This is a genomic window from Brachybacterium sp., assembly GCF_036379615.1.
GTDB lineage: Bacteria > Actinomycetota > Actinomycetes > Actinomycetales > Dermabacteraceae > Brachybacterium.
In genome coordinates this window covers 1-19,265 of the sequence record NZ_DASVGJ010000056.1, presented here as the reverse complement: position 1 = coordinate 19,265, position 19,265 = coordinate 1, and the positions used below count along the sequence as shown (strand labels likewise).

Below are 19,265 nucleotides of genomic sequence, written 5' to 3'. Positions count from 1 at the left end.
CTCATGTCCGAGAAAGGACGATCGTGACCGACACCTCCGACCACTCCACCGGGCCGGACGCGCCCAATCCGCTGCGCGACCCCCGGGACCGCCGTCTCCCCCTCATCGCGGGACCCTCCTCCATGGTGATGTTCGGCGTCACCGGAGACCTCGCGCGCAAGAAGCTGCTCCCGGCGATCTATGACCTCACCCATCGCGGACTGCTCCCGCCCAGCTTCGGCCTGGTCGGCTTCGGCCGCCGCGAATGGTCCCACGACGACTTCGCCGAGTACGTGCGCACGTCGGTCTCCGAGCATTCCCGCACAGGCTTCGACGAGAGCGTCTTCGAGCAGCTGCGCGGCGGACTCCGCTTCGTCACCGGCACGTTCGACGACACCGCCGCCTTCGAGACGCTCACCGAGGTGGTCGGTGAGCTCGACCGCACACGCAGCACCGGCGGCAACCACGCCTTCTACCTGTCGATCCCGCCGGACGCCTTCCCCACCGTGCTCTCGCAGCTGGCGAACTCGGGACTGAACAGCGCCGACAACGGCTCCTGGCGCCGTGCCGTGATCGAGAAGCCCTTCGGGCACGATCTCGCCTCCGCCCGTGAGCTGAACGACGTGGTCGAGCAGGCGTTCCGCCCCGAGGACGTCTTCCGCATCGACCACTACCTGGGCAAGGAGACGGTCCAGAACATCCTGGCGCTGCGCTTCTCGAACCAGCTGTTCGAGCCCATCTGGAACGCGAGCTATGTGGACCATGTGCAGATCACGATGGCCGAGGACATCGGCATCGGATCCCGCGCGGGGTATTACGACGGCATCGGCACCGCCCGCGACGTCATCCAGAACCATCTGCTGCAGCTGCTCGCGCTGACGGCGATGGAGGAGCCGGTGAGCTTCCGCGCCTCCGACCTCCGCGCCGAGAAGGAGAAGGTCCTCTCCGCCATCGAGCTGCCGGAGGACCTCGCCACCCACACCGCCCGCGGGCAGTACGTGGGCGGTTGGCAGGGCGGTGAGCAGGTACGGCCCTACCTCGAGGAGGACGGCATCCCCGCCGACTCCACCACGGAGACCTTTGCCGCGATGCGGCTGGACATCGCGACCCGTCGCTGGGCGGGGGTCCCCTTCTATCTCCGCGCCGGCAAGCGACTGGGACGCCGGGTGACCGAGATCGCGGTCGTCTTCAAGCGCGCGCCGTTCCTGCCCTTCCGCTCCACCGACACCGCGGACCTCGGGCAGAACGCGATCGTCATCCGCGTCCAGCCGGACGAGGGCGTGACGATGCGCTTCGGCTCCAAGGTCCCCGGCACCCAGATGGAGGTGCGGGATGTGACCATGGACTTCGCCTACGGCATGAACTTCACCGAGGAGTCGCCGGAGGCCTATGAGCGGCTGATCCTGGACATGCTCCTCGGGGATCCGCCGCTGTTCCCGCGGCAGAAGGAGGTCGAGCTCTCCTGGCAGATCCTCGACCCCATCACCGCTTTCTGGGCCGAGAACCTGGACCCGGCCCCGTACCGCCCCGGCACCTGGGGGCCCGACACCGCTCACGAGATGCTCGCCCGTGACGGACGCACCTGGAGGCGACCGTGATCACCACCCTGACCGACACCACCGCATCGGCGATCGACAAGCAGATGAACGAGATGCGGGAGACCTTCGGCGAGAACACCATCGGCCGGGTGCTGACCCTCATCATCATCGCCACCGGAGACATCGAGGAGCCGCTCGAAGCCGCCGTCGCGGCCAGCCATGAGCACCCCGCCCGGGTGATCGTGGTCGACGCCGATCCCGACGCCGAGAGCTCCGGGCTCGACGCCGAGATCCGCGTGGGCCGCCACGCCGGTGCCGGGGAGATCGTGATCCTGCAGGCCCGCGGCGACGTGCTGTGGTCCCTGGACACCCTGGTGATGGCGCTCCTGCTGCCGGACGCCCCGATCGTCACCTGGTGGCCCGAGAACGCCCCCTCCTCCCCCGTGCACGACGTGCTCGGCTCCATGTCCCAGCGACGGATCACGGACTCGGCAGCCTGCACCGATCCGCTCGGCACCCTCAAGCGGCTCCGCCGGGGCTATGCCAGCGGGGACTCCGACTTCGCCTGGGCACGGCTGACCCGCTGGCGCGGTCTGGTCGCGAGCGCCTACGAGGTCCCGCCGGTCACCGTGCCCACGAAGATCGAGGTCAGCGGTTCCGCCGAGAACCCCTCGGTGGCGCTGATGGCCGGTTGGCTCGAGCATGCCCTCGGGGTCGAGGCCGAGGTGCTGGCCCCGTCCGGGGAAGAGACCGATTTCGCCGGTGTGCACAGCGTGCGTCTTATCCGCGAGGACGGGGTCATCGACCTCACCCGGGTGGACGACGACTCGATCATCATGAAGCTCCCCGGGGACGAGACCGGCCAGCACGTGACCATGCCCCGTCGCACCCTGCCGGAGCTGATCACCGAGGAGCTGCGTCGGCTGGATCCCGACGAGGTGTACGGCGAGGTCCTCGCCAGCACCTACAGCAGCATCGAGGACGCCGCCACCTTCGCCAGCGGCAAGCCCGCACCGCACGACGTGGTCGAGCCCGATGCGGAAGCCGTCGCGGCGGCCGCCGCCTCGGCGACCGCCGCGCACCTCGCCGCCGCACTCGAGAAGCGTCCGCTCGCCCATCTGGTGCTCACCGGCGGGACCGTCGGGACGAAGACGGCGGAGGCGCTCGCGGAGGCCCTGCTCGCCGCAGGTGTCGACGGCAGCCGCCTGCACCTGTGGTGGGGCGACGAGCGGTTCGTGGAGCCCGACTCCGCGGAGCGCAACGAGGTCGCGGTGCGCGACTCGCTCCTGGTCCCCCTCCAGGAGCGGGCGGGCCTGCCCGCCCGCAACATCCACGTCATGCCCTCCCCGGCGGACGGCATGTCCCTGGACGATGCCGCCGCCTGGTACGGCCAGCAGCTGGACCAGCTGGGCGGCGACGAACCGTTCCGCACCCGCGGTCGAGCCTTCTTCGACGTGCTGCTGCTGGGCGTCGGGCCCGACGGCCACATCGCCTCGCTGTTCCCGCAGCATCCCGGTCAGCGCCGGGTGGGGGCCAACGCGACCGGCGTGACCGACTCGCCCAAGCCGCCGGCGGAGCGGATCTCGCTCACCTGGCCCGTGCTGAACTCCGCGCGCCACGTGGCATTGCTGGTCGCGGGCGCCGAGAAGGCCGGGGCCGTCCGGGACGGGCACGGGGACATCGATCCGTGGGCGGTGCCGGCCTCCGCCGTGCGCGGTCTGGACTCGACCACCTGGTACCTGGACGAGGCCGCCGCCGCTACCGACTGAGCCCGTCCGGGCATGTGCAAGGGCCGGTCACCTCTGGGGTGACCGGCCCTTGCGCTGTGCCGAGGTCCGGGCTGCGGCCCGGACGGAGGATCAGAGCATCTTCTCGATGATCCCGAGGCCCACCGCGCACAGGCCCCAGGACACGGCGACGGTGACCGTGAGGCGGTTCAGGTTCCGCTCGGCCACACCGGACGCGCTCGCGCTGGACGAGACGCCGCCGCCGAACATGTCGGAGAGACCACCGCCGCGCCCCTTGTGGAGCAGCACGAGCATGATGGTCAGCAGGCCGAGGACGGCCAGCAGGATCTGAAGGATGAGCTTCAGCAGAGGCAGATCCACGAGGACGGGCACCTTCCGGTCAGAGCGTCGGACCGATCCAGCATACGCCACGGGCCGGGTCCGTCGAGGACCCGGCCCGCGTGGGACGGCTTACTCCCGTGAGGGGCGTGAGGACTGCTCAGCCCTGGTAACCCGCGATCTTCGCGAACTCCTCGGCCTTGAGCGAGGCGCCGCCGACGAGCGCGCCGTCGACGTCGGCCTTGCCCATCAGCTCCACGACGTTCGAGGACTTCACGCTGCCGCCGTACAGCACGCGCACGGCATCGGCGACCTCGTCGCCGTGGGCGCTGCGCAGCGCCTCACGGATCGCGGCGCACACCTCCTGCGCGTCCTCGGCGCTGGCGACCTCGCCGGTGCCGATCGCCCAGACGGGCTCGTAGGCGATGACGATCTGCGCGGCCTGTGCGGCGTCGAGGCCCTCGATGCCGCCCGTGAGCTGCGAGAGGGTGTACTGGACATGGGTGCCGGCCTGGCGCTCCTCGAGCGGCTCGCCGACGCACAGGATCGGGGTCAGGCCCGCGGCGAAGGCTGCCTTCACCTTGGCGTTCGTGACCTGCTCGTCCTCGCCGTGGTACTGGCGACGCTCCGAATGGCCGACGGCGACATAGCTCGCCCCGAGAGCCTTGAGCATCGAGCCGGAGACCTCACCGGTGTAGGCACCGGACTCGTGGGCGGAGATGTCCTGGGCGCCGTAGGCGATCGGCAGTTTGCCGGCATCGACCGCGACCTGGACGGTGCGGATGTCCACGAAGGGCGGCAGCACGACGGTCTCGACCCTGCTGGTGTCGACTTCCTTGAGCTGCTCGCCCAGCTCCTCGACGAGGGCCAGGCCCTGCTTCCAGTCGAGGTTCATCTTCCAGTTGCCCGCCATCAGCGGGGTGCGGGGGGTGGTCATGCGTGGTCCTCCTCGAGGATGGTGATGCCCGGCAGGTCCTTGCCCTCGATGAGCTCGAGGCTCGCGCCGCCGCCGGTGGAGATGTGCGAGAAGAGGGATTCGTCGAATCCGAGGATGCGGACGGCTGCGGCGGAGTCGCCGCCGCCGACCACGGTGTAGCCCGGAGCCTTGGAGAGGGTCTCTGCCACCGAGATGGTGCCCTTGGCGAAGTTCTCGAACTCGAAGACGCCCATCGGGCCGTTCCAGAACACGGTGGCCGCGTCCGCGATCTTCTCGCCGAACAGCTTCGCCGTCTCCGGGCCGATGTCCATGCCCTCCTGGTCCGCGGGGATCTCCCCCACGCCGACCACGGTCGGGGTCGCCTCGGCGGAGAACTCCGCCGCCGCCACGGTGTCGATAGGCAGGACCAGCTCGACGCCGTCGCGCTCGGCACGCTCCATGTACTCGCGCACCGTGTCGATCTTGGACTCGTCGAGCAGCGACTGGCCCACCTCGTGGCCCTTCGCCTTCTGGAAGGTGTAGGCCATGCCGCCGCCGATGAGGATGCGGTCGGCCTTGCCCAGAAGGCTGTCGATCACGCCGAGCTTGTCGGCGATCTTCGCCCCGCCGAGCACCACCACGAAGGGTCGCTCGGGCTGGTCGGTGACCTTGCGCAGGGACTCGACCTCCCCCAGGACCAGCTCGCCGGCGGCCGCGGGCAGCAGGGTCGCGAGCTCGTAGACCGAGGCCTGCTTGCGGTGGACCACGCCGAATCCGTCGGAGACGAAGGCGTCGCCGAGCGCGGCGAGCTGCTTCGCGAAGTCGAGGCGCTCCGCCTCGTCCTTCGAGGTCTCCCCCGCGTCGAAGCGGAGGTTCTCGAGGACGGCGACGCGACCGTCCTGCAGCTGGGCGACGGTCTCGGACGCGGAGTCGCCGACGGTGTCGGTCGCGAAGGCGACCTCCTGGCCGAGCAGCTCGCCGAGCCGGCCCACGACGGGACGCAGCGAGTACTTCTCCTCCGGGGCGCCCTGGGGGCGGCCCAGGTGGGAGATCACGACGACCCGGGCCCCGACCTCGACCAGGCGGGTGAGGGTGGGCAGCGCCGCGCGGATGCGGCCGTCGTCGGTGATGGTGGTCCCGTCGAGCGGGACGTTCAGATCGGCACGGACGAGCACGCGCTTGCCGCGCAGCTCGCCGAGCGTATCGATGGTCTTCAGCACGGTGGTGCTCCTTCAGGGTCTCGCCGCCGCGCCGCACAGCGGCGCAGGGGCTCAGGGGACGAGCGGAGCCCGCCGGTCACCGACCTTTCGGTGCGGCGGCCGACGGGCTCCGGGTCTGTCCTGGTCGTCAGAGCGACGACGCGGGGATCAGAGGGACTTGCCGACGAGCTGCGAGAGCTCCACGAGGCGGTTCGAGAAGCCCCACTCGTTGTCGTACCAGGAGAAGATCTTGACCTGGTTGCCGATCACCTTGGTCAGCTGCGCGTCGAAGATCGAGGAGTGCGGGTCGCCCTCGATGTCCTTGGAGACGATCGGGTCCTCGGTGTAGCGCAGGACGCCCTTGAGCGGGCCCTCGGCGGCCTTCTTGATCGCGGCGTTGATCTCCTCGGCGGTGACCTCGCGGGAGGCCTCGAAGGTGAGGTCCGTGATCGAGCCGGTGGGGACCGGGACGCGCAGGGAGTAGCCGTCGAGCTTGCCCTTGAGCTCCGGGAGCACCAGGGCCACGGCCTTGGCCGCACCGGTGGTGGTCGGGATGATGTTCAGCGCGGCGGCGCGGGCACGGCGCGGGTCCGAGTGCGGGCCGTCCTGGAGGGACTGGTCCGAGGTGTACGCGTGGATGGTCGTCATCAGGCCCTTGACGATGCCGAACTCGTCGTTCAGCACCTTCGCCACCGGCGCGAGGCTGTTGGTGGTGCAGGAGGCGTTGGAGATGATGTTGTGCTTGGCGGGGTCGTAGTCGCCCTCGTTGACACCGATCACGAAGGTGGCGTCCTCGTTCTTCGCCGGAGCGGAGATGATGACCTTCTTGGCGCCGGCCTCGATGTGGGCCTTGGCCTTCTCGGCGTCGGTGAAGATGCCGGTGGACTCGATGACGACGTCCGCGCCGATCTCGCCCCAGGGGATGTTCTTCGGGTCGCGCTCGGCGAACGCCTTGAAGGAGTTCTCGCCGACGGTGATCGAGGTCTCGTCGAAGGAGACGTCGTAGGGCAGGACCCCACCGATGGAGTCGTACTTGATGAGGTTCGCGAGCGTGGCGTTGTCGGTGAGGTCGTTCACACCGACGATCTGGATGTCCGCCTTCTGCTCGAGAGCGGCGCGCAGGAAGTTACGGCCGATGCGGCCGAATCCGTTGATACCAACCTTGACTGTCAAGGGTTCCTCCTAGATCCACAGCGGGACTGTGGAATTCCGGTACTGATGTGGCGCGCACGCCGTCGTACGCTCGGACGGCGCCGGATTCGACCGACGACCGTGACGATCCTATCAACGACCGGGATCAGGTGACGGCGGCAGATGGTCCTCGTCCACCCCTTGGTCGGTGCCGGGCAGTCCCAGCTCCTCGGCGCGCTTGTCCGCAGTGGCGAGCAGACGCCGGATCCTGCCGGCCACCGCGTCCTTCGTCAGCGGCGGATCCGCGAGCCGCCCGAGCTCCTCCAGGCTCGCCTGTCGGTGCTCGAGCCGCAGCCTCCCGGCGGCCTGGAGATGCTCGGGCACCTCGTCGCCGAGGATCTCCAGAGCGCGCTGCACCCGCTGTCCGGCTGCGACCGCGGCACGTGCGGAGCGGCGCAGGTTCGCGTCGTCGAAGTTCGCCAGTCTGTGAGCGGTCGCCTTCACCTCGCGCTTGGTGCGCCGCTCCTCCCAGACCTTCACCGTCTCCGGAGCACCCATCCGCGACAGCAGCAGCGAGATGGCGTCCCCGTCCCGCAGCACCACCCGGTCAGTGCCGCGGACCTCGCGGGCCTTCGAGGCGACGCCGAGCCGACGGGCGGCGCCCACCATCGCCAGCGCGACCTCGGGTCCGGGGCAGGAAAGCTCGAGCGCCGAGGAGCGGCCGGGCTCGGTGAGGGTGCCGCGCGCGAGGAAGGCGCCCCGCCAGGCCGCCTCCGCGTCGACGGTGGCTCCGCCGACGACGAACGGCGGCATGCCGCGCACGGGGCGCCCCCGTGCGTCCAGCAGTCCCGTCTGCCGGGCGAGCATCCCCCCTTCCCGGTCGACGCGGACGAGGTAGCGGGTGGTGCGGCGGATCCCCGACGGGGCGAGGACCGCGAGCTCTGCCCTGTGGCCGTACATGTCGGAGATGATCCCGTGGAGCCTGCGCGCGACGGCCGCGGAGTCCAGCTCCGCCTCGACCACCACTCGCCCGGCCACCAGGTGCAGTCCGCCGGCGAAGCGGAGCATCGCCGCCGCCTCGGCCTTGCGTGCGGAGGGACGGCTCACCTCGAGGTGGCTCAGCTCCTCCTTGGCCTCACCCGTCAGAGCCATGCATGTCCTCCTCGGTGCTGGGGGCGGGCGCCCCCGTGGTGCGGTGATCCCCGCCCTCGGGCGGGGAGACGCCGACGGGCGCGGAGACCACGTGCTCGGCCTCCACGTCGCCGTAGACATCGTCGAACAGATCACGGTACGCGGCGGCCAGACGCACCGGGTCGTGATGGGGAGTGCCATCCCCCACGCTGACCTGGCGCAGGAGCGTCCGGATGCCACGCGAACGGGCATCTGCGGCGAGCTCGAGGTGGTCCTCGAGGGTGGTCGGGTCGGCCAGCAGCGCGTCGAAGCGGCACCCCTGCGAGGCGTCCACGAGCACCCGGAGCATGTCCTGGCTGGTCATCCCCTCCGCTTCCTGCGATCCCACCGAGAGGTTGGTGGTGATGCAGACCCGCGCGGGGCTGGTGCGGATCGCCTCGGCGATCTCCGGGATCATCAGGTGCGGGAGCACCGAGGTGTACCAGGAGCCGGGCCCCACGATGATCCAGTCGGCCCGCTGCAGGGCGTCGATGACGTCCTGCGCGACGCGCGGCCGCTCGGGGATCAGCCGCACCTGCTCGACGCGTCCCTCGGCGGTCGCCACCTGCCACTGCCCGGAGACGGTGCGCACCTGGTCATCGGCGCCCCGCACGCGGGCCTCGATGTCCAGCGGCTCGAGCGCCATCGGCAGCACGCGTCCGCGGGCGCCCAGCAGCTCAGCCATCTGGTCCAGGCCCTCGATCGGATCCTCGAGGATCTGCCACAGCGCGACGATCAGGAGGTTGCCGAGGGCATGGCCGTCCAGATCGCCGTTGGTCGAGAAGCGGTGCTGGATGACGTCGCCCCAGATGGATCCCCAGTCCGAGTCCTCGCACAGCGCCGCGAGCGCCATGCGCAGGTCGCCGGGCGGCAGGACGGGCATCTCGGTGCGGATCCGGCCGGAGGAGCCGCCGTTGTCGGCGACCGTGACCACGGCGGTGATGTCATCGGCCAGCAGGCGCAGGGCGCGCAGGTTCGCTGCCAGCCCGTGCCCGCCGCCGAGGGCCACCACGCGCAGCGGGCGCTGGGGGTCGCCGCGCCGGCCGCGTCGGGCGCTCGCGGAACGATCCGCGCCGCGCAGGCGGTGGCCTCCGGTGCGGGGTGCGATGCTCATTCGCGCCCCAGATCACGGTGGCGGATCCGCACGGCATGTCCGGCCCGGCGCAGCTCCTCGCCGATCTTCTCGGAGACCGCGACGCTGCGGTGCTTGCCGCCGGTGCAGCCGATCGCGAGCGTCGTGAAGTGCTTGTTCTCGGCGCTGTAGCCGCGCAGCACGGGCGTGATCATCTCGAGGTAGCGCTCGACGAACTCGCCCGCGTTGGCGTCGCCGAGCACGAACTCGGCGACCGCGGCGTCCGTGCCGCGCAGGGGCTTGAGCTCCGGCACCCAGTAGGGGTTGGGGATGAAGCGGACGTCGCTGACGTGGTCGGCCTCGAGCGGGATCCCGTACTTGAAGCCGAAGGACAGCATCGTGACGGTCAGCTGCTGCTCCTCGCTGGTCCCGAAGACAGTGCGCATCTTCATCGTCAGCTGGTGGACGTTCAGCGGAGAGGTGTCGATGACCAGATCGGCCGTCCGGCGGTAGGGGGCGAGCATCTCGCGCTCGCGGCGGATGCCCTCGAGCACACCCTCCTCCCCCTGCAGCGGGTGGGGGCGGCGCACCGAGTCGAAGCGCCGCACCAGGGTGGACTCATCGGCGGTGAGGAAGACCAGCCGCAGGCGGAGGTCCGCTCGTCGCAGCTCGGCGACCACGTCGGAGAGCTCGTTGAAGAACGGTCCCGAGCGCGGGTCGACCACGACCGCGAAGCGGTTCTCGCGGCCCACCGCGGAGGCGCGGAGCTCGTACAGCGTGCCGATCAGCTGCGGGGCGATGTTGTAGACGACGTACCACCCCATGTCCTCCAGGGCGTGCGCGGCCGTCTCGCGCCCGGCTCCGGCCAGTCCGGTGATGATCACGACGTCCCCACGGGTATCGGTGCTGGGGCTCGGCGCAGGATCCTCGGTCACGGGCGCTCCTTCCGGGACGGGGGCAGGGGACGGTCGGGGCGGCGTGCGGTACTCGGCGTTCGGCGTTCGGTGCGAGGAGGTCAGCTCCCGATGATCTCGCCGGTCGCAGTGTCCACGACGACACCGAGAGCCTCGTCCTCGACGAGCGTGTCCGCTCCTGCGTCCGTCGCCGGATCCGGGGCACGCCCCTCCTCGGATCGTAGCGCGAGTGCGATCTGCGCTGCCAACGCGGGCCCGATCCCGGTGACCCCGGCGAGCTCCTCCTCGCCGGCCTCCCGGATCGCGGAGACGGTGACGAACCGGTCCAGCAGTGCGCGGCGGCGGGCGGGGCCCAGCCCCGGGATCCCGTCGAGGGCGCTCGCCTGCATGGCGCGGCCGCGCTTGGAGCGGTGATAGGTGATCGCGAAGCGGTGCGCCTCGTCACGCAGGCGCTGGACGAGGAAGAGCGCCTCGCTGGTCCGGGGCAGGATCACCGGGTACTCGTCCCCGGGGAGCCAGATCTCCTCGAGGCGCTTGGCGATCCCGGCCAGGGCGATGTCGGTGATGCCGAGGTCGTCCATGGCCTGCTGGGCGGCGGCGACCTGCGGAGGCCCGCCGTCGACCAGGAGCAGCGAGGGCGGATAGGCGAAGCGGCGTCGATCCTCGTCGCTCTGCTCCGGCGGATCCAGGTGGTGCTTCAGGCGGCGGCTGATGACGTCGTACATCGACGCGGTGTCGTCGCGGGCCGCCTCCCCGGTGACGGAGTAGCGGCGGTACTCGCTCTTCTTGGGCAGGCCGTCCTCGAACACCACCTGCGAGCCGACCACGTTGGTGCCATGGGAGTGGGAGATGTCGTAGCACTCGATGCGCAGCGGGGGCTCGGCGAGATCGAGGGCCTCCCCGAGGTCCTCGAGCGCCTTGGTGCGGGCGGTGAGGTCGCCGACGCGCTTGAGCCGGTGCAGGCGCAGCGCCTCGGTCGCGTTCTCGCCGACGGTGAGCAGGAGGTCCTTCTTCTCGCCGCGCTGCGGGACCCGCAGGTCGACCTTCTGCCCCATCAGCTCCTGGATCTGCGCCCGGTTCGTGGGAAGCACCGGGACCAGGACCTCCTTGGGGGCGGCGCCGTCGGAGTAGAGGGTGGTCAGCGCCCGTTCGATGAGGTCCGGGCCGGTGGACTCGTCGAGGATCTCGGCGGTCCAGCCGCGCTGGCCGCGGATCCGGCCGCCGCGCACGTGGAAGACCTGGACGGAGGCCTCCAGCTCGTCCTGGGCGAAACCGATCAGATCGGCATCGGTGGCGTCGGAGAGCACGACGGAGTTCTTCTCCATCACCTTCTCCAGAGCCTTCAGGTCATCGCGCAGGCTCGCCGCGGTCTCGTAGTCCATCGCCGCCGAGGCGGCCTGCATCTGCCGCTGGATCCGGCGGACGTACTTGGTGGTGTTCCCCGCCATGAAGTCCGCGAACTGCTCGGCGAGCCTGCGGTGCTCGTCCTCGCTGATATCGCCCACGCAGGGCGCGGCGCACTTGCCGATGAATCCCAGCAGGCAGGGTCGGCCCGCGCGCTCGGCGCGGCGGTACACCCCGGTGGTGCAGGAGCGGATGGGGAACACCCGCAGCATCAGGTCGAGGGTCTCGCGGATCGCGCCCACCTGCGGGTAGGGGCCGAAGATCCGGTCGCCCTTCGCGCGGGGCCGACGGGTGATGTGCACCCGCGCCACCTTCTCCCCCATGGTGATCACCAGGTAGGGATAGGACTTGTCGTCGCGGAACTTGACGTTGAACCGCGGGTCGAACTCCTTGATCCAGGTGTATTCCAGGGTGAGGGCCTCGACCTCGGTGCCCACCACGGTCCACTCGACGCTCGCGGCCGTGGTGACCATGCGGCGGGTGCGCTCGTGCAGGACGGCGAGGTCCTGGAAGTAGTTCACCAGGCGCTGGCGGAGGTTCTTCGCCTTGCCCACGTAGATGACGCGGCCGTGCTCGTCCCGGAAGCGGTACACCCCCGGACGGGTGGGGATGGTGGAGGTCGCGGGACGGTAGGTCGCCGGGTCAGCCATCTGGGGTCACCGCTTCCCGGTGCGGCCCGCTCGTCCGGTGGCGATCATCGGTGCGAGGAAGTGGCCGGTGTAGGAGCCGGGCGTCTCGGCGACCTGCTCCGGGGTGCCGGTGGCGACGATCCGGCCGCCGCCGGAGCCGCCCTCGGGGCCGAGGTCGATGACGTGGTCGGCGGTCTTGATGACGTCGAGGTTGTGCTCGATGACGATCACCGAGTTTCCCTTGTCGACCAGACCGCCCAGCACCTCGAGCAGCTTGCGGACGTCCTCGAAGTGGAGGCCCGTGGTGGGCTCGTCCAGCACGTAGATGGTGCGTCCGTTGGAGCGCTTGTGCAGCTCGGAGGAGAGCTTGACGCGCTGCGCCTCACCGCCGGAGAGGGTGGTCGCGGACTGCCCCAGCTTCACGTAGCCGAGGCCCACGTCGACCAGGGTCTGCATCTGCCGACGGATCGCGGGGACCGCGTCGAAGAACTCGAGCGACTCGGCGATGGACATGTCCAGCACCTCGGCGACGTTCTTGTCCTTGAACTTCACCTCGAGGGTCTCGCGGTTGTACCGCTGCCCCTTGCACACCTCGCACTGGACGTAGACGTCCGGCAGGAAGTTCATCTCGATCTTCAGCGTGCCGTCGCCGGAGCAGGCCTCACAGCGGCCGCCCTTGACGTTGAAGGAGAAGCGCCCGGCGGTGTAACCGCGGATCTTCGCCTCGTTGGTCTGCGCGAACAGGGTGCGCACCCGGTCCCACACCCCGGTGTAGGTGGCGGGGTTCGAGCGAGGGGTGCGGCCGATCGGCGACTGGTCCACGTGCACCACCTTGTCGAGGTGCTCGAGGCCGGTGACGCGCTTGTGGCGGCCGGGCACGATGCGGGCACGGTTGAGCTCCTTGGCGAGCACCGAGTAGAGGATGTCGTTGACCAGCGACGACTTCCCCGAGCCGGAGACTCCGGTGACGGCGGTGAGCACGCCGAGCGGGAAGGAGACGTCCTGTCCGGTGAGGTTGTTCGCCCGCGGCGCGACGACCTTCAGCATCCGCTCCGTGTCGATCCTCCGCCGCTCCTGCGGCAGCGGGATCTCCAGCTCGCCGGAGAGGTAACGGCCGGTGAGGCTCTCGGGATTGGTCTTGAGCTCCTCGACGCCGCCGGAGTGCACCACCCGGCCGCCGTGCTCGCCGGCCAGGGGGCCGATGTCGACCACCCAGTCGGCGGCGTTCAGGGTGTCCTCGTCGTGCTCGACGACGATCAGGGTGTTCCCGAGGTCGCGCAGCCGCTCGAGGGTGGCGATGAGGCGCTCGTTGTCCCGCTGGTGCAGGCCGATGGAGGGCTCATCGAGCACGTAGAGCACTCCCACCAGTCCGGAGCCGATCTGGGTGGCGAGCCGGATCCGCTGCGCTTCCCCGCCGGAGAGGGTGCCGGCGGCACGGGCGAGGTTGAGGTAGTCCAGACCCACGTCGAGCAGGAAGCCGAGGCGGGAGCGGATCTCGCGCAGCACCTCGTCGGCGATCTTCGCCTCCCGCTCCCCCAGCTCGAGGCTCTCGTGGAAGGCGAACGCCTCACGGATCGACATCTCGGTGACCTCGGCGATGGAGCGTCCGCCCACGGTCACCGCCAGCACCTCGGGGCGCAGTCGGGCTCCCCGGCAGGCGGGGCAGGGGACCTCGCGCATGAACTGCTCGTAGCGCTCCTTGGCCCAGTTCGACTCGGTGTCGGTGTGGCGGCGCTCGAGGAAGTGCATCACGCCCTCGAAGCCGGTGGAGTAGGTGCGCTCGCGGCCGAAGCGGTTGCGGTACTTCACGTGGACCTTGTGGTCCTTGCCGTGCAGCAGGGCGTCCTTGGCCCGTTGGGGCAGGGCCCGCCACGGAGTGTCCATCGAGAAGCTGAGGTCCTCGGCGAGACCGGTCATCACCTCGAGGTGGCGGTCCGCGTGGCCCATGGACCACGGGGCGATCGCCCCGTCGGAGAGCGACAGGTCCTCATCGGGGATGACGAGCTCCGGGTCGACCTCGAGGCGCTGCCCGAGGCCGGTGCACTCGGGGCAGGCGCCGTAGGGGGCGTTGAAGGAGAAGGTGCGCGGCTCGATGTCGTCGATCGCCAGCGGATGGTCGTTGGGGCAGGCGCGCTTCTCGGAGAAGCGACGGCTGCGGTCAGGGTCCCCCTCGTCGAGGTCGACGAAGTCGACCACCAGGATCCCCTCGGCCAGCCGCAGCGCGGTCTCGACGGAATCGGTGAGGCGGCGGCGCGCGTCCGGCTTCGCGGAGAGGCGGTCCACGACCACTTCGATGGTGTGCTTGAAGTTCTTGTCGAGGGTGATCTCCTCGTCGAGGCGCCGGTTCTCCCCGTCGATCCGGGCGCGGGCGAAGCCCTGGGAGCGCAGAGAGCTCAGCAGGTCGACGTGCTCGCCCTTGCGGCCCTGGACGATCGGGGCCAGCAGCTGGAAGCGGGTGCCGGGCTCCTGCTCGAGCAGGGTGTCCACGATCTGCTCCGCGGAGGAGGAGCTCACCTTCTCGCCGCAGATCGGGCAGTGCTGCTCACCGGTGCGGGAGAACAGCAGTCGCAGGTAGTCGTAGATCTCGGTGATGGTGCCGACGGTGGAGCGGGGGTTGCGGTTGGTCGACTTCTGGTCGATCGACACCGCTGGGGAGAGCCCCTCGATGAGGTCGACGGAGGGCTTGTCCATCTGGCCCAGGAACTGCCGGGCATAGGCGGAGAGCGACTCCACGTACCGCCGCTGCCCTTCGGCGAAGATGGTGTCGAAGGCCAGGGAGCTCTTCCCGGAGCCGGACAGCCCGGAGAACACCACCAGCTTGTTGCGGGGGATGTCGATGTCGATGTTCTTGAGGTTGTGCTCGCGCGCACCACGGACGACCAGAGATTCAGTCACCGGGCCATCTTAGGGGCGAAGTGCGACCTTCGAACAGTTGTTCGGAGGAGAGGTGGGCGACATACTGGGGTCATGAGCGATCACCAGTACACCGGCCATGCCGAGCCCGGGGGCGAACCGATGGTGCGGGACCTCCGCCACCTGCAGATCCGCAAGCTCTCCGTGGGCCCGATGGACAACAACGCCTACCTGCTGACCTGCCGGTCGACCGGGGCGCAGCTGCTGATCGACGCCGCCGCGGACACCGACGCGCTGCGTCGCATGATCGCCGCGGGCGGGTCGCACAACGAGCTGGACCTCATCGTCACCACCCACTCCCACCATGATCACGTGGGCTCGCTCGCGGAGATGATGGCGGCCACCGGTGCCCGCACCGCCGCCGGCGAGGCGGACGCGAAGGAGATCACCGAGCGGATCGACCTCCCGCTCTCCCACGGGGACGTGCTCGAGTTCGGGCAGCAGGAGGTGGAGATCATCCATCTGCGCGGCCACACCCCGGGATCGGTCGCGGTGCTGTGGCGCGGCGGCGACGAGGGCGACCACCTCTTCACCGGCGACTCCCTCTTCCCCGGCGGGGTGGGCAACACCAAGCAGGACCCCGAGCGGTTCGCGCAGCTGATCGATGACGTCGAGCAGCGGATCTTCGACCGGCTCGATGACTCGACCTGGGTGTACCCCGGGCACGGCGATGACACCACGCTCGGCGCGGAGCGTCCCTCGCTGCCGGTCTGGCGCGAGCGGGGCTGGTGACCTCTCCCCCGCCTCCCGTGGCCCCGACCCCCGCACCGCGGTCGTCCGCTCCTGTCCCACCCGCGTGGTGCCTGCTCGGGCGTGGTCCGGGCGGGCGCAGGCAGCTGCTCGCTCTGAGCACGGACGGCGGCCCGCTCGGCACCGAGGAGGTCGCGGCCGACGATCTCCCCGCGCTCGTCGGCCGGTACGAGGCGGAGCATCGACCGCGCTGGGTGGTCAGCGACGCCGCCGCCTGGTACCCGCGACTGCTCGCGGCCGGTGTGACGCTCGAGCGCTGCCATGACCTGCGGCTGATCCACCGGATCCTCTGCCATTCGGAACTGGTCACGGACCCGGCGGCGCTGCGCGCGGCGACGGACTGGGAGACGCCGCTGGACCCGCACGAGCCGGCGCGGGACACCGGCGCGGCACTCTTCGAGCTCGACGCCGCCTCACCGCGTCCCGGCTCGGTGCCCTCGGGCGTCGAGGAGACGCTGGCCGAGTTCACCCGGCAGCGCAGCGCGATCGACGCCTCCCGGGATCCGGCGAGGCTCCGGCTGCTGGTGGCCGCCGAATCCGCCGGGGCGCTGATCGCCGCAGAGCTGCAGGCCGCCGGGATCCCGTGGGACGTCGCCGAGCATGACCGGATCCTCACCGCCGCCCTCGGCCCGCGCCCCTCCGCGGGATCGGTGCCCTCGCAGATGGTGGAGGTGGGCACCGAGGTGCGGGACGCGCTCGGGGACCCGCTGGTGCCGCTCGAGTCCCCGCCCAGGCTGCTGCGCGCTCTGCATCGGGCGGGGATCGACGTCGCCTCCACGTCCCAGTGGGAGCTGCAGGAGCATGACCACCCCGCGATCGCACCGCTGCTGCGGTACAAGAAGATGTCCCGCCTGCTCACGGCGAACGGCTGGGCCTGGATGGACGACTGGGTCCACGAGGGCCGCTATCGCCCGGTGTACGTGCCGGGCGGGGTGGTGACCGGGCGCTGGGCCTCCAGCGGCGGCGGGGCGCTGCAGATACCGCGGCAGCTGCGGCCGGCACTGCGGGCAGATCCGAGCTGGCGCCTGGTCAGCGCCGACGTCTCCCAGCTGGAGCCGCGCGTGCTGGCAGCGATGTCCGCGGACCCGGCGATGATCGCCGCCGGCGCCGGCAAGGACCTCTACTCCGGGATCGTCGACGCGGGCATCGTCACCACCCGCCAGGAGGCGAAGATCGGGGTGCTCGGCGCCCTGTACGGCGGCACCACCGGGGACAGCGGCCGGGTGGTGCCGCGACTGCGGCGGAACTTCCCCGCGGCGATGGCGCTCGTGGACGGCGCCGCCGCGACCGGTGAGCGCGGCGGGACGGTGAGCACCTGGCTGGGGCGCTCCTCCCCCGCGGTCGAGGAGACCTGGTCCCTGGCTCAGCGCGCCGCGCATCAGCCCGACGCAGCGCCCGGCCAGCAGGAGGCGGCGCGCCGCTCCGCCCGGGACCGGGGGCGGTTCACCCGGAACTTCGTGGTCCAGGGCACCGCGGCGGAGTGGGCGCTGTCATGGATGGCGGCTCTGCGGCTGCGTCTCGCCGCGCTGCCGGCGGTCGCGGAGTCGACGGCGGCCGGTCCGTCGGGGCCGGTGTTCTCCCGCCGCGCGCACCTGGCGTTCTTCCTCCACGACGAGGTGATCGTCCACGCCCCGGCCGATCAGGCCGAGGCCGCGGCGACCGCGATCCGCGAATCGGCCGACGCGGCGGGTCGGCTGCTGTTCCCCGGCAGTGCGATCGACTTCCCGCTGGATCTGGCGATCAGCGAGCGCTCGGCGGAGAAGTAGGCTCCGCACCCTCCTCGGCGGCTGCACGGCCCTCGGTGCGCGCGATCAGCACGTCCATCCCGAGGGAGAGCGCACCGGCGGCGAGCCCCATGGCCAGCCGCGGAGCGCGGACGCCGCGACGACGCAGCGCGTTCTCGATGCCGCGGTCCACCACGATGCTCCCGGCGCCGGCACCCGCGGTCAGCCCGCCGACCACGAGCGGGAGCGCCACCGTCGCGATCCGGCGGCGCTCGGCCTTCCGGGAGGCGTCGGGCCCGGACGCCGGCTCGGACTCATGATGCGGCTCTGTCGGCGGCTCCGTCTCCGTCTCCGGCTGAGGCGAGCCGGAGGGACGGCGATGCAACGCGGCCAGGATGATCCCGCCGGTGACCGCGGCGGGCAGCACGATGTACGCGATCCGCACCGGCTGCGGCAGGCGGTGGAGCGGGATCATCCCGACCGCGGTCGAGACGACGGCGCTGCCGGCGAGCGGGATGATCCGGGACTGCGGAGTGCGGGCCACGTGGTTCCTCCATGACGGGTGGTGCGGGACAGCCTGGTGCGGGCTGCCGTCCCGGCCGACGCTACCGAGCAGCGGCCTGCTGTGTGCACCGACGATCGTCGCGTCCGGGAGTGACCTTCGCCGGAAGGGCGCCGGTGGTGGGACGGTGGTGGGACGGTGGTGCGTCATGATGGGAGGATGCGTCTGTGGTCACTGCACCCCCGCCACCTCGACCGTCAGGGCCTCACCGGCTGCTGGCGGGAGTCCCTGCTGGCCCAGGCCGTGCTCGCCGGGCGCACGACGGGCTACCGGTCCCATCCCCAGCTCGAGCGCTTCCGAGAGCACAGCCATCCGCTCCCCGCCGTCGGCGCGTATCTCGGGGCCCTCGCCGTGGAGGCCACGGCGCGCGGATACCGCTTCGACCGCACTCGGATCGACGAGGCGCCGAGCGACGGGGCGCTACCGGCGCGGATCCCCGTCCATGATGCTCAGCTCGCGCTCGAATGGGAGCACCTGCTGGCGAAGCTCGAGCAGCGCGATCCGGACCGCTGGCAGCGCGAGCGGCTCCTCCAGACGCCCGAGCCCCATCCGCTGTTCACCGTCGTCCCCGGTGCCGTCGCCTCGTGGGAGCGTGCCTCGCCCTGAGGACGGCTCCGCTCCCCCGCCCCGGCACCGCGGAGAAGGGAACCCCATGTCGGACCATGATCCTGCACCGATCGCCCATGCCCTTACGCGGCGCACCCTCGCTCAGCATCGAGCGCACGTGCGGCGCACGATCGACGGGCTGAACGAGGCGGAGCTCGATCTCGTCGCAGCCCCGTCCGGGTGGACACCCCGCTCGATGGTCAGCCACCTGCGCCACGACTCGAGACGGGATGGGAGATCCTGCTGCGTGTGATCGACGAGACCGCAGTCCATGCCGGTCATCTCGACATGGCACGGGAGGCGATCGACGGTCGCCAGGATCTGGCGGTGGACTGACGCAGCCGACTCGCGACCTCGGCCTGGAGCTCACCCAGCGGGCGCTGTGGGGGAGTTCTCCCCATCGCGCGATGGGTCGGACTCTCCTAGCCTGCCCGCATGGACCACAGCCCGAGCCACCACGCACCGCGCCGCCTGCGCCGCGGCGCGCCGACTCGCGTCGGACGCCGCACCGCCGTGCTCGCGCTGCCGGTCGCGGCGCTCTCCGCGTGCAAAGTGGCGGACCCGTTCCAGCCCACCCTCACGGTCACGCTCACGGTGGTGGAGCAGGGGTGGACCGGCTGGTCGACGGAGCAGCCGGAGCCCGAGACATCCATCGAGGAGGTCACCGAGGGCTCCGAGTTCACGCGCACCTC

At 70.9% G+C, this 19,265-nt stretch carries 16 protein-coding genes and 1 pseudogene; 7 read left to right on the top strand and 10 right to left on the bottom strand.

What is annotated here, in order from left to right; translation table 11 throughout:
* Positions 1–23 precede the first annotated feature (23 nt).
* The gene (gene zwf / locus VF289_RS10815; protein ID WP_330883897.1) at positions 24–1,577 is read left to right on the top strand and encodes a glucose-6-phosphate dehydrogenase; all 1,554 of its coding nucleotides are present in this window, start codon (positions 24–26) and stop codon (positions 1,575–1,577) included.
* On the top strand, positions 1,574–3,286 hold the full coding sequence (gene pgl, locus VF289_RS10810) for a 6-phosphogluconolactonase (protein ID WP_330883896.1): 1,713 nt from the start codon (positions 1,574–1,576) through the stop codon (positions 3,284–3,286). The genes zwf and pgl overlap by 4 nt, the downstream gene beginning before the upstream one ends.
* A 90-nt stretch (positions 3,287–3,376) precedes the next feature.
* On the opposite strand, the gene secG is transcribed toward pgl, so the two are convergent.
* The 9 genes from secG to uvrA all read right to left on the bottom strand — a co-directional run bounded on the left by secG (position 3,377) and on the right by uvrA (position 14,913).
* Positions 3,377–3,619 carry a preprotein translocase subunit SecG gene (gene secG / locus VF289_RS10805; protein WP_330883952.1) on the bottom strand — a complete coding sequence of 81 codons (243 nt, stop codon included), beginning with the start codon at positions 3,617–3,619 and terminating at the stop codon, positions 3,377–3,379.
* Between the two features lie 124 nt (positions 3,620–3,743).
* On the bottom strand, positions 3,744–4,520 hold the full coding sequence (tpiA, locus tag VF289_RS10800; protein WP_330883895.1) for a triose-phosphate isomerase: 777 nt from the start codon (positions 4,518–4,520) through the stop codon (positions 3,744–3,746).
* Positions 4,517–5,719 (bottom strand): phosphoglycerate kinase, encoded by a 1,203-nt coding sequence (locus VF289_RS10795; RefSeq protein ID WP_330883894.1) that lies wholly within the window; start codon positions 5,717–5,719, stop codon positions 4,517–4,519. The genes tpiA and VF289_RS10795 overlap by 4 nt, the downstream gene beginning before the upstream one ends.
* Positions 5,720–5,866: 147 nt before the next feature.
* On the bottom strand, positions 5,867–6,871 hold the full coding sequence (gene gap, locus VF289_RS10790; protein WP_330883893.1) for a type I glyceraldehyde-3-phosphate dehydrogenase: 1,005 nt from the start codon (positions 6,869–6,871) through the stop codon (positions 5,867–5,869).
* 111 nt (positions 6,872–6,982) lie between these two features.
* Positions 6,983–7,981, bottom strand: a complete 999-nt coding sequence (gene whiA, locus VF289_RS10785; RefSeq protein WP_330883892.1) for a DNA-binding protein WhiA — start codon at positions 7,979–7,981, stop codon at positions 6,983–6,985.
* Positions 7,965–9,113, bottom strand: a complete 1,149-nt coding sequence (locus VF289_RS10780) for a gluconeogenesis factor YvcK family protein (RefSeq protein WP_330883891.1) — start codon at positions 9,111–9,113, stop codon at positions 7,965–7,967. Before VF289_RS10780 ends, whiA begins: the two co-directional genes overlap by 17 nt.
* Positions 9,110–10,006 carry an RNase adapter RapZ gene (rapZ, locus tag VF289_RS10775; RefSeq protein ID WP_330883890.1) on the bottom strand — a complete coding sequence of 299 codons (897 nt, stop codon included), beginning with the start codon at positions 10,004–10,006 and terminating at the stop codon, positions 9,110–9,112. The genes VF289_RS10780 and rapZ overlap by 4 nt, the downstream gene beginning before the upstream one ends.
* 80 nt (positions 10,007–10,086) lie before the next feature.
* The gene (gene uvrC / locus VF289_RS10770) at positions 10,087–12,039 is read right to left on the bottom strand and encodes an excinuclease ABC subunit UvrC (RefSeq protein ID WP_330883889.1); all 1,953 of its coding nucleotides are present in this window, start codon (positions 12,037–12,039) and stop codon (positions 10,087–10,089) included.
* Positions 12,040–12,045: 6 nt separating this feature from the next.
* A complete protein-coding gene (uvrA, locus tag VF289_RS10765) occupies positions 12,046–14,913 on the bottom strand; it encodes an excinuclease ABC subunit UvrA (RefSeq protein WP_330883888.1) in 2,868 nt (955 codons plus the stop codon).
* A gap of 72 nt (positions 14,914–14,985) precedes the next feature.
* Here uvrA and VF289_RS10760 point away from each other — a divergent pair, with 72 nt between their 5' ends.
* Positions 14,986–15,663: an MBL fold metallo-hydrolase gene (locus tag VF289_RS10760; RefSeq protein ID WP_330883887.1), complete on the top strand. Its 678-nt coding sequence runs from the start codon at positions 14,986–14,988 to the stop codon at positions 15,661–15,663.
* Positions 15,664–15,680: 17 nt separating this feature from the next.
* Positions 15,681–17,447: a bifunctional 3'-5' exonuclease/DNA polymerase gene (locus VF289_RS10755; RefSeq protein ID WP_330883886.1), complete on the top strand. Its 1,767-nt coding sequence runs from the start codon at positions 15,681–15,683 to the stop codon at positions 17,445–17,447.
* Here VF289_RS10755 and VF289_RS10750 read toward each other — a convergent pair.
* The gene (locus VF289_RS10750) at positions 17,422–17,949 is read right to left on the bottom strand and encodes a hypothetical protein (RefSeq protein WP_330883885.1); all 528 of its coding nucleotides are present in this window, start codon (positions 17,947–17,949) and stop codon (positions 17,422–17,424) included. The two genes, VF289_RS10755 and VF289_RS10750, sit on opposite strands and share 26 nt — an antisense overlap.
* Before the next feature lie 177 nt (positions 17,950–18,126).
* Between VF289_RS10750 and VF289_RS10745 the strand changes: the two genes are divergently transcribed.
* From VF289_RS10745 to VF289_RS10735, 3 genes and pseudogenes are all read left to right on the top strand, one after another.
* A complete protein-coding gene (locus VF289_RS10745; protein ID WP_330883884.1) occupies positions 18,127–18,573 on the top strand; it encodes a pyrimidine dimer DNA glycosylase/endonuclease V in 447 nt (148 codons plus the stop codon).
* A 102-nt stretch (positions 18,574–18,675) separates the two neighbouring features.
* Positions 18,676–18,909, top strand: a pseudogene (locus tag VF289_RS10740) (DUF664 domain-containing protein); the annotation flags it as partial.
* A gap of 99 nt (positions 18,910–19,008) precedes the next feature.
* Positions 19,009–19,265: hypothetical protein (locus VF289_RS10735; protein WP_330883883.1), on the top strand; the 257-nt coding region annotated here is incomplete at its 3' end.